We start from the raw sequence: 13,515 nt of genomic DNA, 5'->3' as shown, positions 1-13,515 counted from the left end.
TATGAATTATATCTATGAACTTCCCATGAAGGTGCGCGACTATGAATGCGACCTGCAAGGCATCGTCAATAATGCCAATTATCAGCATTATCTGGAGCATACGCGCCATGAGTTTCTGTTGAGTGCCGGCGTCAGCTTTGCCGGACTGCACGAGCAGGGGGTAGACCCGGTAGTGGCACGTATCAATATGGCTTTCAAGACTCCCCTGAGGAGTGGTGACGAGTTTGTCTCCAAGCTTTATATGAAGAAGGAAGGCATCAAGTACGTCTTCTATCAAGACATCTTCCGTGCTTCCGACGGTAAGGTCTGCCTCAAGGGCGTGGTCGAGACCGTGTGTGTAGTCAATGGCCGGTTGAGCGACAGCGAACTGTTCGACCGCCTTTTTGCCCCTTATCTCAACCCGGGTAAGTCCGTGTAATCTTTGGTGGAATGAACAGTGACGAACGGATTTGCAGTATAGCTCTCACACTTTGCCCCGGTATAGGACATATCGGGGCAAAGCGTTTAATAGAGGGTACGGGCAGTGCTGCCGAAGTATTCAGTCGGCGGAAGGAGCTCCCCGAAATCATGCCCGGTGTGAATCCGGGGGTAGTGACGGCCCTTGATTGTCCCGCTGCCTTTCTGCGTGCCGAGCAGGAGATGGAGTTTGTAGAGAAGAACCGCCTTTCCTGCCTGACGTTGAAGGATGAGGCTTACCCTTCCCGCTTGCGTGAATGTGAGGACGCACCGATTGTACTTTTCTTTAAAGGAAACACCGATTTCAACCGCCTGCATGTCGTCGATATGGTAGGTACACGCCGTGCCACCGATTACGGCAAGCAATTCTGTGCCGACTTCCTGCGCGATTTGGCCGTTCTTTGTCCCGATGTGCTGGTAGTAAGCGGACTGGCTTACGGGATAGATATCCATGCCCATCGGGCCGCTTTGGCAAATCATCTCCCTACCGTTGCTGTCCTTGCTCACGGACTGGACCGCATCTATCCGTATGTACACCGGAAAACAGCCATCGACATGCTGGCACAAGGCGGACTGTTGACCGAATTCCTTACCGGGACGAATCCGGACAAGCATAATTTCGTCAGCCGCAACCGTATTGTGGCGGGTATGAGTGATGCTACCATTGTGGTGGAATCTGCCGCAAAGGGAGGTTCCCTTATCACTGCAGAGTTGGCAGAGGGATATCATCGTGACTGCTTTGCCGTTCCGGGGCGTGTTACGGACGAATCTTCCATCGGTTGTAACCGGTTGATACGCGACAACAAGGCCGCCCTTATCCAGAGTGCGGAAGAGTTTGTGCAGATTATGGGCTGGGCCGTAGCGGAGCAGCCTGCCCGGACAGAAGGTATTCAGCGTAATCTTTTCCCGGAACTGACGGAAGAGGAGGAGCTTGTTGTACGCATCCTTATGCGGCAGGGAGACCTCCATATCAATGCGATGGTGGTGGAAGCGGATATACCCGTCAACCGGATGAGTGCCTTGCTTTTTGAGTTGGAGATGAAGGGAGTGGTCAAGGCAATGGTGGGCGGTGTCTATCACTTGCTGACTTGAGCGCGGCAGGTCTCTTGCCTTACATGGACGGTTTCCCGTATTTCATGATGAACTTTTCCGGGTGGTCCGTCGCTATGATGTCTACCCCCAGGTCGACTGCCTTCTGGTTCTCTTCCGTCTTGTCGTCCAGCCCCAGGACGAGTGCCAGTACCTGCAGGTTGTGCTCACGGCATTTCTTTACGAATTGCGGGGTAAGGGAGTCAATCCAGACGACAGCGATGTCGGGGTGCAGTTCCTTTACGACATGCTCTATGTCTTTTTCACTTTTGATGTAGGCTTGCAGGGTTCTTACCTCGGGTGCCATCTTTCTGAAGCATTTGGCATGATACTCCTTGCTGAAGGTGAAGTTGCAGTTTTCCAGCATGCCTTCGTCCTTTATCAGATTCAGTAATTGGTGCAGACCGCCGTTGCGGTAGTCGATGGTGATTCTTAAACCGTGCTCTTTGGCCTTGCGTAGCAGGTCGGTAAGACGTAGTACCCGTTGTCCGGCAAATCGGGGCGCAAACCAAGAGCCGGCATCCAGTGTGTCGATGTCGGCGGACAGCCATTGGGAGATGGCGCCGGTACCGTTGGTGGTACGGTCGAGGGTGGAATCGTGCAGTACGTAGAAGACACTGTCCTTACTGATGCAGACATCGCATTCTATATTGCCTACACCGTATTTGATGCACGAATCTACGGATGCCATTGTGTTTTCGGGAGCGATGGTGGCGGCACCACGGTGTGCGCTGGTCAGGGGTATCTTGGTGGTGGCAGCAGGCCGTTGGGAACATCCTGCGGTAAGTAGGATTATGGAAAGCAATGCGAGTACCGGTTTTTTCATAATGGGCTCAAGTGGTGATGTTTTCTTCTTTAACAGTTATAAAAGCCATCGAAGATAGCTATTTTTTGTCATTCGGAGAAACGTATGGGCATAAAAAAAGGAGTACCGCTGTACTCCAACCTTTGTTAACCTTAAATCTAATACTATGAAAAAAATCACATTACAAATGTAAGGTTCCCGTTGTTATCTTCCAAATTTCAGAATGTTCCTGCTACTTCTTTTGTATTTCTTTCACTGAATTTTACTGTTTTCGCACACGGATTGACTTTTTGAGAGAGAAGAATCTATTCACAGCGTCCCGGATAAGGCAGAAGTTGCAAATCTGTTTCAATCGTTTCACAGAACCTTTCAGCCTTTGAAAAGAGTGATGGAAAGTGATTTTTATTCGGTAATTATCTTCTACTTTTGTTTGTATACAACGCGAAATTATGGGAAAACGCATTTTTATATATGTCTTTTGGCTACTCCTTTTTTGCATGATGTCGGGGCAGGTAATAGGGCAGAATAAGTCGGTAGAATCCCATAGCCATACTTGTAAAACGGTGCTGGCGTTAAAAAATAATTTGCTTTACGACCTGGCCTTGGCTCCGAACATAGAAGTGGAGCTGCCATTGGGAAAGAGGTGGTCTTTGAATGTTGAGTACAAATGCCCTTGGTGGTCTGACAGCGGATGTAATTTCTGCTATCAGCTCCTTTCGGGAGGGACAGAGGCGCGTTACTGGTTGGGAAACCGCCATACGCGCGGAAGATTGTCCGGACACTTCCTGGGAGCATATGCCGAAGGAGGTACCTATGATTTTCAGTTGAAAAAGGAGAAGGGATACCGGGGGAAGTATTACGCAGCTGCAGGAATAACTTATGGATACGTGCGTCCACTGGCTCGGCATCTGGCGATTGAATTCAGTGTGGGCATTGGATACTTGGATACGGAGTACAGGAAATATACTTCTTATGGAAATGACTTGGTTTGGGTCAGCAGTGGAAAGTATCACTTTATCGGGCCGACAAAAGCAAAAGTTTCTTTGGTGTGGCTTCTAACGTCGGGGAGATGAGTGGTATGAAAGATGCACGGCATATGATTCTCTGGCTGTTCTTCGGACTGTTGCCAATGCTGGGAAGCTGTGACTTCCGCGATATGCTGGATGATTATCCCGTTAGCGGAGTACAGATTAAACTGGATTGGAAAGGGGTGACGGATAAGCTGCCGCAGACCATGCGGATTATCTTCTATCCGAAAGATACTCAGGGGAGAAAGGTTGAAAGTTATCTGCCTGCCGGAGGGGGTGAGGTGAAGGTACCGCCGGGGAAGTATGCGGTGGTGGCCTATAACTTCAATACGGAGAGTATACAGATACGGGGCGACGAGAGTTATGAGACGATTGAGGCTTTTACGGGACACTGTACGGGGCTGGATGTACACGAAAATATGGTTTGGTCGCCCGACCCTTTGTATGTGGTGGCTTTGGACGAGGTGGAAATAAGGCAGAGTGATGTGGCGCTTCCGTTGGACTGGAAGCCGGAAGCGGTAGTGGACCATTATTCCTTTGATATAAAGGTGGAAGGATGGGATAGAATATCGAGCATCATCTGCCATGTGGACGGCTTGAACGGAAGTTACTTTATAGGCAACCGTGCTTGCCATTTGAGCGAGGTACCTATATGTGTGGATACAAAGCGTGAAAACGGGCTTTTATGGGGGTATTTCTCCAGTTTTGTATTACTGAAAGATACCAAGACCCGTGCGGATAGTCCTATGTTGCTGACACTGAAGATTGTGAAACGAGATAAAACGGTTCAAGAGGTGAAGGTGGATATCACGGAAGTGATTGAAACAGCTCCTCCCTCGGGAGGAGGCGAAGAAGAACCTGATGTGGGCGTTCCTGGGTCGGAAATCCATATCGAGGTTCCCGTACCGGAGGACAAGGTTGTGGTGGATGATTTGGAACCGGGAACCGATGAAGGAGATGGAGGGATTGGTGGCGATGTGGATGATTGGGATGATGAGACGGATGTGGAGCTACCGGTGAATTGATAGCAAACAGACAAATAAATATATTAACTTTAATAACAGACAATTATGAAGAAGGTTTTATTTTTGGCTTTGGCTGCAGCAGCAGTAATGAGTTGCTCGGAAAGTGAGGAGATAGAGAATGCCGGACAAAAGGCGGAGATTAAATTGGGAACAGTAGTGGGTAACACTACGAGAGCCACAGTGACTGATTTGCCGGAATTGCAGAAGGTAGGGTTCACTGTGTATGCTTATAATACGGGAGCGACAGCAATGGCCTCCGTTGCGACTTTTGATGCGATGAAGGAATTCATGACAGATGTTAAAGTAACCTATAGTGCTCCCAACTGGAGTTTGACTGGGGGAACATATTATTGGCCAATGACGGATAACTTGCAGTTCTTTGCTTACGGGAATCCGGGTACCGGAGCCTTGACGTACAATCAACCGGCTGCTGGTGCTATATATCCTTCCATTACTTATACGGTAGCAGATGTAGCTGCCCAAACGGACTTGGTAGCCGCGAAAGTGACGGATGCAACCAAGGCATCAAATGCCAGTGGGGTATCTTTGAAATTCGGCCATATACTGACCCAAATAAATTTCACTGTCAAGGCAGCCGACGCTTTGACTTATAAACTGAAAACACTTACAATATCCGGCGTGCACAATAAGGGAACTTATGGTTTTGATGATTCAACATGGAAGTCACAAGAAGGAACAGCCACTTATGCGCATACGATTGCCGGCAGTGCATTGGAAGTGAATACAACGGGTGTGGAAATGAATGCAGCCTGGATGTTGATGCCCCAGACGTTGGATACGAATGCCAAAATCAATGTTGTCTATGACATCTATGAGAAAGACGTTCTTCTTGATACTGTAACTTCCGCCATTGACTTGAATGATACACAAGCCTGGGGTGAAGGCAAAAAGATACGTTATACGCTGACGCTGGCCAATAAGGCGGCAAAAGTAACCTTTGTACCTGAAGTTGGTCCATGGAGTACGGCTGATGATACGAACGTGGAAAAATAAAACGGCACTGTCCGCAATAAAAAACTGAATTACTTCTATTTTATTCATTCCCCGAAACTTCTTTATGAAAGTTTTCGGGGAATGTTTCTTTTATGAGTATTATTTATCTATTTTTGTCACTGCAACAAACAAACAAATCTACTTGCCGATGCCCAACTCTTCTGCTTGCAGAGGTAAAATACAATGCGCTCAATGTCCCAAGGCTGTGGACAATGCAATAATATATGCTTCCCACCTCAGAGGATTCCATCTGCCGGCGCGAAAGTGTGAGGAAAATATTATAATTTTCCTGCTGAAAGGAGAAGTGCTTGTCAACAGTAAGGAGTATGCGGGAACTGTGTTGCATGCAGGTGAGTTCATCCTTCAAGCTATTGGTTCCAAGTACGAAATACTTGCCATGACGGATGTGGAATGCGTTTGTTACCGGTTCAGTAAGCCTGAATTCTTCTGTGAGGACCGGTATAACCATATTATGAAAGAGGTTACCCCTCCATTGATATTCTATCCTTTGACCATTACTCCCGAGTTGCAGCTCTTTCTGGAAAGTTCCAAGGCCTATTTGTCCGAGGAGAAGATTTGCCGGGAAATGCTTTGTTTCAAACGGAAAGAACTTGCTTTCATTCTTGGAAATTACTACTCCGACTATGAGCTTTCCATGCTGATACATTCTCTTGCCCAGTATACTAATTCCTTTCACTACTTTGTCTTGCAGAATCATGCCAAAGTCAAGACGGTAGAGGAACTTGCCCAGTTGGGAGGATATACAGTAGCTACTTTCCGGCGTATATTCAATTCTGTTTTTCATCAACCGGTGTACGAGTGGATGATGGAACGGAGGAAGGAAAGCGTGGTTTATGAACTTCGTTATACGGATGCTTCTATATCAGAGATTTGCTATAAATATGGCTTTGAATCGCTGCCTCATTTTTCCAATTTCTGCAAAAAGAATTTCGGGGCTTCTCCCCGTAGCTTGCGTGCCGGCAATTTATCTGAAGTAAACGGCATGTCATAAAAAAACTCCTCCGGCGGTTTCCCGGCAGAGGAGTCTCTTGTGATATTAATCAAATATAGTGAAAGCTGAGTGATAAATCTGAGCTTGCTCAAAAGGTTTATCCGAAGCGCATCCTATATTATTTGCAGAAAGACCGGATTAGTCTTTCAGTTTCGCAATGATAAAGTCGCGGTTCAGGCGAGCAATGTTGCTGATGGAAACATTCTTCGGGCATTCAGCTTCGCACGCACGAGTGTTTGTACAGTTACCGAAACCGAGTTCGTCCATCTTGCTCAACATAGCCTTGGCACGGCGCAATGCTTCCGGTTTGCCTTGGGGCAACAGGTTCAGCTGGCTCACCTTGGCAGAAACGAACAGCATAGCAGAACCGTTCTTACAAGCAGCCACACAAGCACCACAACCGATACAGCTGGCAGCATCCATAGCCTCGTCAGCGATGGGCTTCGGAATCAGGATAGCGTTGGCATCCTGGGGAGCACCGGTACGTACGCTGACGTAGCCGCCTGCCTGCATAATCTTGTCGTAGGCCGTACGGTCGACCATCAAGTCCTTGATAACCGGGAAACCGGCAGAGCGCCACGGTTCAACAGTGATGGTATCGCCGTCGTTGAAACGACGCATATAAATCTGGCAAGTCGTAGCGCCGGTTGCAGGACCGTGGGGATGTCCGTTGATGTAGAGCGAACACATACCGCAGATACCTTCGCGGCAGTCGTGGTCGAATACAACCGGTTCTTTACCTTCAGAAATCAGCTGTTCGTTCAAGATATCCAGCATTTCGAGGAATGAAGTATCGCCCGGGATATCTTTCATTTGGTATGTTTCAAAAGCGCCTTTTGCTTTCGGACCCTTCTGGCGCCATACCTTGAGCGTAAATGATATATTTTTATCCATTTTCTTTAATTCTTTAAATGTTCAACTTCCCGATTAGCTCTTGTAGTTACGAGTCTGTACCTTGATTGCTTCGTAAACCAGCGGCTCTTTCAGCAATACCGGTTCCTTTTCGTCAGAACCCTGATATTCCCAGCAAGCCACGTAGAAGTAGTTTTCATCGTCACGCTTGGCTTCGCCTTCTTCAGTCTGATATTCTTCACGGAAGTGACCGCCGCAGCTTTCGTTACGGTTCAGTGCATCGTAAGCAACCAGCTCGCCCATAGTGATGAAGTCGTACAGACGGATAGCCTTGTCGAGTTCTACATTCATACCTTCCTTGTCGCCCGGGATGAACAGTTCTTTCTCGAACTCCTTGCGGACTTCTTTCAGCTTCTTCAGACCTTCCTTCAAGCCTTCGGCCGTACGTCCCATACCTACATATTCCCACATAATGTGGCCCAGTTCCTTGTGGATAGAGTCTACAGACTTCTTACCCTTGATGTTCATCATCCAGTCAATCTTCTCCTGAACGGCCTTTTCTGCAGCTGCAAATTCGGGCAGGTCGGTAGAGAAACGGGGAACTGTAATCTGGTCGGCCAGATAGTTCTGGATAGTGTAAGGCAATACGAAGTAACCATCGGCCAGACCTTGCATCAGGGCGGAAGCACCGAGGCGGTTTGCACCGTGGTCGGAGAAGTTACATTCACCGATGGCGAACAGTCCCTTGATGGAGGTCATCAGTTCGTAGTCAACCCAGATACCACCCATGGTATAGTGGATAGCCGGATAAATCATCATCGGGTTTTCGTATGGGCTGACATCAGTGATTTCTTCATACATATCGAAGAGGTTGCCGTAACGTTGTGCAACGACATCTTTACCCAGACGGTTGATAGCTTCGGAGAAGTCAAGGAATACGGCAAGACCGGTGTTGTTCACGCCGAAGCCCTTGTCGCAGCGTTCTTTGGCAGCGCGGCTGGCAACGTCACGCGGAACGAGGTTACCGAATGCCGGATAACGGCGTTCCAGGTAGTAGTCGCGGTCTTCCTCGGGAATATCTTTTCCTTGCAGTGTACCTTCCTGCAGTTTCTTGGCATCTTCCAGCTTCTTCGGAACCCAGATACGACCATCGTTACGCAGAGATTCGGACATCAAAGTCAGCTTAGACTGCTTGTCACCGTGAACCGGGATACAAGTGGGGTGAATCTGTACGTAAGCAGGGTTGGCAAACCAGGCACCTTTACGGTAGCAAGCCATTGCTGCAGAGCAGTTACATGCCATTGCATTGGTAGAAAGGAAGTAGGCATTGCCGTAACCACCGGTAGCGATTACCACAGCGTGGGCGGCAAAACGTTCCAATTTACCGGTAACGAGGTTCTTTGCAATGATACCGCGGGCACGTCCGTCAATGAGGACAACGTCTTCCATTTCGTAGCGGGTATACAGTTTCACAGTGCCTACGTTCACCTGGCGGCTCAATGCAGAGTATGCACCCAGCAACAGCTGCTGTCCGGTCTGACCCTTGGCATAGAAAGTACGGGATACCTGAGCACCACCGAAAGAACGGTTGTCCAGTGTACCGCCGTATTCGCGGGCGAAAGGAACACCTTGTGCAACGCATTGGTCGATAATATTGTTGGATACTTCAGCCAGACGGTAAACGTTGGCTTCGCGGGCACGGTAGTCGCCACCCTTTACTGTATCGTAGAACAGACGGTATACAGAGTCACCGTCGTTTTGGTAATTCTTAGCAGCATTGATACCACCTTGTGCAGCGATGGAGTGTGCACGGCGCGGAGAGTCCTGGATGCAGAAGTTGAATACTCTGAAACCCATTTCGCCCAGAGAGGCGGCAGCACTGGCACCGGCAAGTCCGGTTCCTACTACGATGATGTCCAGACGACGTTTGTTGGCAGGGTTTACTAATTTTTGGTGAGCCTTATAATTGGTCCATTTCTCAGCCACCGGTCCTTCCGGTATTTTAGAATCTATCTTAGTCATAATGCAATTTACAATTTAGTCATTTACAATTTGAATTTAGCAAGCGCCGCACAATGATTTTGCAAAGAATACGACAACTACCAGAGCGAAGCAGAGGACAACGATAGTAGAATAGATGTTGGAGATACATTTCCAACGGTTAATCCATACTTTGTTGTTCCAGCCTAAAGACTGCATGGAGCTCCAGAAACCGTGAGTGAGGTGGAACCACAATGCGCCCAGCCAAACGAGGTAAAGCACTACGAATACCGGATTGCTGAAGGTGTTTTGAATGTGATAGACACCGTTGGCTGCATATGCCAGCGTGAGGGTGTCAGCATGCATGCCCATGTTGTGCATCAACTCGGGAAGCTGCATTTTAGCCCAGAAGTTTACCAGGTGCAGGCCCAAACCCACGATTACGATGATACCCAGTACGAGCATGTTTTGAGAAGCCCATTCCACAGTCTTGGGCTTTTCCGTAACGGCATAGCGTTCGCTACCACGTGCCTTACGGTTCTGCATAGTCAGCCAGAAAGCGTAGATGATGTGGATGATGAATAAGGCAGCCAGACCTACCGTAGCCACCAATGCGTACCAGTTTGCTCCCAGGAACTCACAAACCATGTTGTAGCCATTAGCCGAGACTAATGCAACCAGGTTCATCGCCATGTGAAATGTCAGAAACAGGACAAGGGCGATACCGGTAACGCTCATCACCACTTTCCTTCCTACAGATGAATTACTTAACCACATAAATGATTGAATTTAAGTTATTTAATAGTTTGAAAATTTGTTCTATCAGGATACTTCTGTAAATGTTTCGCAAAAATAGGAGAAATCCAGCGATAAAGCAAGCGATTAAAGAAATAATTCCGTAATCCGGCAGAATGCGAAGTTTACGGACAAGTAAAAGGTTTACTCGTCCTCCTGGTCTTTGCCTTGCTCTTTGCAGATAATGGAAATCTTTTCTCCGTTTGCTGAACGTTTTCTCAGGGCGCGGGGCGTGTCTCCGAAAGAGTCTTTGCAGAAGTGGGCAAAGTGGGATAGGGAATCAAAGCCATAGCGGGCGCTGATGACTGAAATGCGTTGTTTGGTGTATTGCAGGTCGTTCAGAATTCCTTCACGTTTCTTGTCCAGAATCCATTCATAGACCGGGACCCCATACATATTTTTAAACAGACGGCGGAATGTGGTGGTGGTATATCCACCGAGGTGGGCAAACTCTTCCACATTCTTCACCTTGTCGTAGTTCTGCATGACGAAATATTGGAAGCTTTCCGTATAAGTGCTGATGGGGTAGAAGAATGTACTGATTTGGTGTAGCGGATAGTAGCATGTCAATATGTATACCAATTCCTGGCATTTCATTTCAATGTATTTGCTGCACGCATAGGGTTGCTCGTTGAGGTAGCAGGCAAGGCTTTTCAGGAGCCCTTCGAGCATGGAAATCGCGGTAAGCGGGGTATAAGTCAAGGGGGCTTCCGAGCGTTTCAGTATCTCCTTGTAGCGCTCTTCGCAAATCAGAGGAAGCTCGGTGAACCAATAGACAATATATTCCACTTCGGTCAAAGCCAGGAGTTCTACTTTGGAGCCGATGGCTTGCAAGATGAGCTGGCGGCTTTGGAGAGTGGTGCCCGGATATTCGTCACTGTTTACAAGTAATTCACCTTTCAGCATAAATATCATGCAGTTCTGTGTGCACTTTTCAGCAGAGAAATGTTGTCCCTTGGGGTAGTGGCGGTAAACCAATACTCCTTCTGATTTTTGGGGACATACCATACAATCAATCTGTCGGTTGCAGCAAGTTTCCAGTCTCATGAAATGATTAGCGAATTATTATAAATGTGGCAACAAAGATAGAATTTTTTTGTGAAAACTCTATCTATTTGTCCTATCTTTGCGTCAAACTAATATAAAGGACTTATGAAAAAGGCTATTTTTTTTGTATATTTTATCTGCCTTGTTGTATCCGGTCTTTCGGCACAGAATTGGGATATTAACACTTTGCACCGGGTTAACAGTTGGGATGGCAAGTTTGTCCGTAACTATAATAAGATAATTTCACGTTCGGAGCCCTATGTTGCTGTCGGTGTTCCGGTGGCGATGGCGGTTGCCGCTTGGATAAAACATGATAAGGGTTTGCTGAAAGATGCGGTCTACGTAGGTACAAGTGTAGCGGGGGCTTTTGTTGTGACTTATGGAATGAAATATCTGGTGGACCGTGAGCGTCCTTATGATAAATATCCCGACAGAGTGCATGCATATAGCCATGAAGGCAGCCCGTCTTTTCCTTCCGGACATACGGCGACGGCTTTTGCCCTTGCCACCTCGCTCAGTGTAAAGTATCCTAAATGGTATGTGATAGCTCCGTCTGCCCTGTGGGCTTGTTCCGTGGGAGTTTCCCGTATGAACGAGGGAGTGCATTATCCGTCGGATGTGTTGGCGGGGGCTGCAATCGGTGCTGGATGTGCTGTGGTCAACATCTACGTCAACAAGTGGCTGAATAAGTGGCTGTTCGGAGAATGATTTTAGGCGCGAATTACGCGGAATTAGATAAACTAAATCCGCATAATCCGCGCCTAAGTTTGTTTCAAGTCGGCTATTGGATAATAGTGCTGTAGATGCCTTCGTTCAACACTTTTAGAGCTTGCTGCACGCTCTGGTTCGTGCTGTTCATCACCTGGAAGTATTCGTTCATGTCCCATAGGTCACGGGCTATCAAGGCTTTAAGTTGTGTCTTGATGAGCGGTAGGGATTGGTTGTACTGTTTCTCGTCAAACTTGATTTTCTCTTTGTCGGCAAGCGTACGTATTTCGGCAAGGAAGTTATCGTCTATCTCGAACTTCTCGTTGAAGGCTTCGAATTTCTTGTATTTGTTCTGCAACTCCTTCCGGTGCTTCTCGATGTAGCCGGTAGTGGCTTTGATAACCACGCCTTTGGCTACGAGGTTGCGGTGATAGTCTGTGTACTGGGTAGTGTCGATGGGGACGAAGAAGTCGGGCATGATACCTCCACCTCCGTAAACGGTACGTCCCATACGCTTGGTCTGTGCTTTCAGGGAGTCGGCAAAATGGATACTGTCCGCATGAATCATTTCTCCATGATTGAAGCGGTCTATCAGTTCCTGGTTATACTTATCCTGACTGTTCTCGCCGGTTAGGCGGCCGTCGAGGTTGGCGGTGCTGTCGTAAGGCTTCTGGATACAACGGCCCGAAGGAGTATAGTAGCGGGCGATAGTGAGGCGAATCATGGAACCGTCCGGCAGGTCGATAGGACGCTGTACTAATCCCTTGCCGAAGGTGCGGCGTCCTACTACCACGCCTCTGTCCCAGTCCTGGATGGCTCCGGTCACGATTTCACTGGCAGAAGCGGAGTACTCGTCCACCAATATGATGAGACGGCCGTTCTTGAAGTTGCCCGTACCTTTGGCAAAGAAATCACTGCGGCGTGCGGCCCTTCCTTCGGTGTAGACGATGAGTTCTTTTTGCTTCAGAAATTCGTTGGCAAGGTCGATGGCGGCATTCAGATACCCTCCTCCATTTCCTTGCAGGTCGAGGATGAGGTCTTTCATTCCTTTCTTTTGCAGGCTTTTCAGGGCTTCTGCAAACTCTTCGGCGGTGGTTGCCCCGAAGCGGTTGATACGGATATAGCCGGTTTTGGGTTGTATCATGTAAGATGCGTCCAGGCTGAGGATGGGAATTTTGTCACGCTTCACGGTGAAGTACAGCTGGTCGTCCACGCCACGGCGCACGATGGTGAGTTTCACTTCCGAGTCTTTCGGTCCGCGCAGGCGGCTCATAATATCTTCCGTGCTCATTTTTACTCCGGCAATGGCGCTGTCATTGACGGCTACGATACGGTCGCCGGCAAGGATGCCCACCTTCTCGGAAGGTCCGTTGCTCACGGGTTGTATCACAAGCAGGGTATCTTCTATCATCTGAAACTGTACGCCGATGCCCTCGAAATTGCCTTGCAACGGCTCGTTCATCTTCTTCACTTCTTCGGCGTTGTTGTAGGTGGAGTGCGGGTCGAGTTGTGCCAGCATCTTGATGATGGCTTCTTCCACCAGTTTGTCTTCATCCACCTTGTCCACATAAAGGTTGGTGATGGCAAACTCTGCCATTTGCAGTTTGCGCAGGGCTTCATTGTTCGGCTTTTGCGCTTGTGCCGTCACCGCGCATATACATATTATAATAGTAAATAGTTTTTTCATCATTTCCATTTTAATCC

12 protein-coding genes and 1 pseudogene are annotated in these 13,515 nt (G+C 48.2%); 7 read left to right on the top strand and 6 right to left on the bottom strand.

Annotated features, from left to right (window positions below; translation table 11 throughout):
• Window position 1 precedes the first annotated feature (1 nt).
• Window positions 2-418 (top strand): acyl-CoA thioesterase, encoded by a 417-nt coding sequence (locus DWZ03_RS02455; protein ID WP_044468320.1) that lies wholly within the window; start codon window positions 2-4, stop codon window positions 416-418.
• Between the two features lie 11 nt (window positions 419-429).
• Entirely contained in the window at window positions 430-1,548 is a 1,119-nt protein-coding gene (gene dprA, locus DWZ03_RS02450) for a DNA-processing protein DprA (RefSeq protein WP_044468319.1), read from the top strand.
• Between the two features lie 19 nt (window positions 1,549-1,567).
• Here the strand turns inward: dprA and DWZ03_RS02445 are convergent, their stop codons facing one another.
• Window positions 1,568-2,371: a glycerophosphodiester phosphodiesterase gene (locus DWZ03_RS02445; RefSeq protein WP_098032018.1), complete on the bottom strand. Its 804-nt coding sequence runs from the start codon at window positions 2,369-2,371 to the stop codon at window positions 1,568-1,570.
• Window positions 2,372-2,907: 536 nt separating this feature from the next.
• On the opposite strand from DWZ03_RS02445, the pseudogene DWZ03_RS02440 reads away from it, so the two are divergent.
• The 4 genes and pseudogenes from DWZ03_RS02440 to DWZ03_RS02425 form a co-directional block, all read left to right on the top strand.
• Window positions 2,908-3,423: pseudogene (locus DWZ03_RS02440) on the top strand (DUF3575 domain-containing protein); the annotation flags it as partial.
• Complete coding sequence (locus tag DWZ03_RS02435) at window positions 3,399-4,403, top strand: DUF5119 domain-containing protein (RefSeq protein WP_410492065.1); 1,005 nt, start codon at window positions 3,399-3,401, stop codon at window positions 4,401-4,403. The pseudogene DWZ03_RS02440 and the gene DWZ03_RS02435, both read left to right, overlap by 25 nt.
• A gap of 45 nt (window positions 4,404-4,448) precedes the next feature.
• Entirely contained in the window at window positions 4,449-5,417 is a 969-nt protein-coding gene (locus tag DWZ03_RS02430) for a fimbrillin family protein (RefSeq protein ID WP_005830928.1), read from the top strand.
• A 148-nt stretch (window positions 5,418-5,565) separates the two neighbouring features.
• On the top strand, window positions 5,566-6,429 hold the full coding sequence (locus DWZ03_RS02425) for a helix-turn-helix transcriptional regulator (RefSeq protein ID WP_120128652.1): 864 nt from the start codon (window positions 5,566-5,568) through the stop codon (window positions 6,427-6,429).
• A gap of 138 nt (window positions 6,430-6,567) precedes the next feature.
• Here DWZ03_RS02425 and DWZ03_RS02420 read toward each other — a convergent pair whose 3' ends face one another.
• The 4 genes from DWZ03_RS02420 to DWZ03_RS02405 form a co-directional block, all read right to left on the bottom strand.
• Window positions 6,568-7,323 (bottom strand): succinate dehydrogenase/fumarate reductase iron-sulfur subunit, encoded by a 756-nt coding sequence (locus tag DWZ03_RS02420; RefSeq protein WP_005830925.1) that lies wholly within the window; start codon window positions 7,321-7,323, stop codon window positions 6,568-6,570.
• A 33-nt stretch (window positions 7,324-7,356) separates the two neighbouring features.
• A complete protein-coding gene (locus tag DWZ03_RS02415; RefSeq protein ID WP_005830924.1) occupies window positions 7,357-9,303 on the bottom strand; it encodes a fumarate reductase/succinate dehydrogenase flavoprotein subunit in 1,947 nt (648 codons plus the stop codon).
• Window positions 9,304-9,339: 36 nt separating this feature from the next.
• Window positions 9,340-10,038: a succinate dehydrogenase/fumarate reductase cytochrome b subunit gene (locus tag DWZ03_RS02410; protein ID WP_005830923.1), complete on the bottom strand. Its 699-nt coding sequence runs from the start codon at window positions 10,036-10,038 to the stop codon at window positions 9,340-9,342.
• A gap of 162 nt (window positions 10,039-10,200) precedes the next feature.
• A complete protein-coding gene (locus DWZ03_RS02405; RefSeq protein WP_005834304.1) occupies window positions 10,201-11,103 on the bottom strand; it encodes a helix-turn-helix domain-containing protein in 903 nt (300 codons plus the stop codon).
• Between the two features lie 105 nt (window positions 11,104-11,208).
• Here DWZ03_RS02405 and DWZ03_RS02400 point away from each other — a divergent pair, with 105 nt between their 5' ends.
• Entirely contained in the window at window positions 11,209-11,811 is a 603-nt protein-coding gene (locus tag DWZ03_RS02400; protein ID WP_005830921.1) for a phosphatase PAP2 family protein, read from the top strand.
• Between the two features lie 73 nt (window positions 11,812-11,884).
• On the opposite strand, the gene DWZ03_RS02395 is transcribed toward DWZ03_RS02400, so the two are convergent.
• Window positions 11,885-13,498 carry a S41 family peptidase gene (locus tag DWZ03_RS02395; protein ID WP_034529349.1) on the bottom strand — a complete coding sequence of 538 codons (1,614 nt, stop codon included), beginning with the start codon at window positions 13,496-13,498 and terminating at the stop codon, window positions 11,885-11,887.
• Window positions 13,499-13,515 lie beyond the last annotated feature (17 nt).

The organism is Bacteroides sp. AF29-11 (genome assembly GCF_003602895.1).
Classification (GTDB): Bacteria; Bacteroidota; Bacteroidia; order Bacteroidales; family Bacteroidaceae; genus Bacteroides; species Bacteroides uniformis.
The sequence above is the reverse complement of the archived record's forward strand: the minus strand, read 5'-3'. Positions and strand labels throughout refer to the sequence as shown.

Coding starts and splice junctions, on each gene's coding strand:
- DWZ03_RS02455 (WP_044468320.1), top strand. CDS start 2: ATGAATTATATCTATGAACTTCCCATGAAGGTGCGCGACTATGAATGC.
- dprA (WP_044468319.1), top strand. CDS start 430: ATGAACAGTGACGAACGGATTTGCAGTATAGCTCTCACACTTTGCCCC.
- DWZ03_RS02445 (WP_098032018.1), bottom strand. CDS start 2,371: ATGAAAAAACCGGTACTCGCATTGCTTTCCATAATCCTACTTACCGCA.
- DWZ03_RS02430 (WP_005830928.1), top strand. CDS start 4,449: ATGAAGAAGGTTTTATTTTTGGCTTTGGCTGCAGCAGCAGTAATGAGT.
- DWZ03_RS02425 (WP_120128652.1), top strand. CDS start 5,566: ATGCCCAACTCTTCTGCTTGCAGAGGTAAAATACAATGCGCTCAATGT.
- DWZ03_RS02420 (WP_005830925.1), bottom strand. CDS start 7,323: ATGGATAAAAATATATCATTTACGCTCAAGGTATGGCGCCAGAAGGGT.
- DWZ03_RS02415 (WP_005830924.1), bottom strand. CDS start 9,303: ATGACTAAGATAGATTCTAAAATACCGGAAGGACCGGTGGCTGAGAAA.
- DWZ03_RS02410 (WP_005830923.1), bottom strand. CDS start 10,038: ATGTGGTTAAGTAATTCATCTGTAGGAAGGAAAGTGGTGATGAGCGTT.
- DWZ03_RS02405 (WP_005834304.1), bottom strand. CDS start 11,103: ATGAGACTGGAAACTTGCTGCAACCGACAGATTGATTGTATGGTATGT.
- DWZ03_RS02400 (WP_005830921.1), top strand. CDS start 11,209: ATGAAAAAGGCTATTTTTTTTGTATATTTTATCTGCCTTGTTGTATCC.
- DWZ03_RS02395 (WP_034529349.1), bottom strand. CDS start 13,498: ATGAAAAAACTATTTACTATTATAATATGTATATGCGCGGTGACGGCA.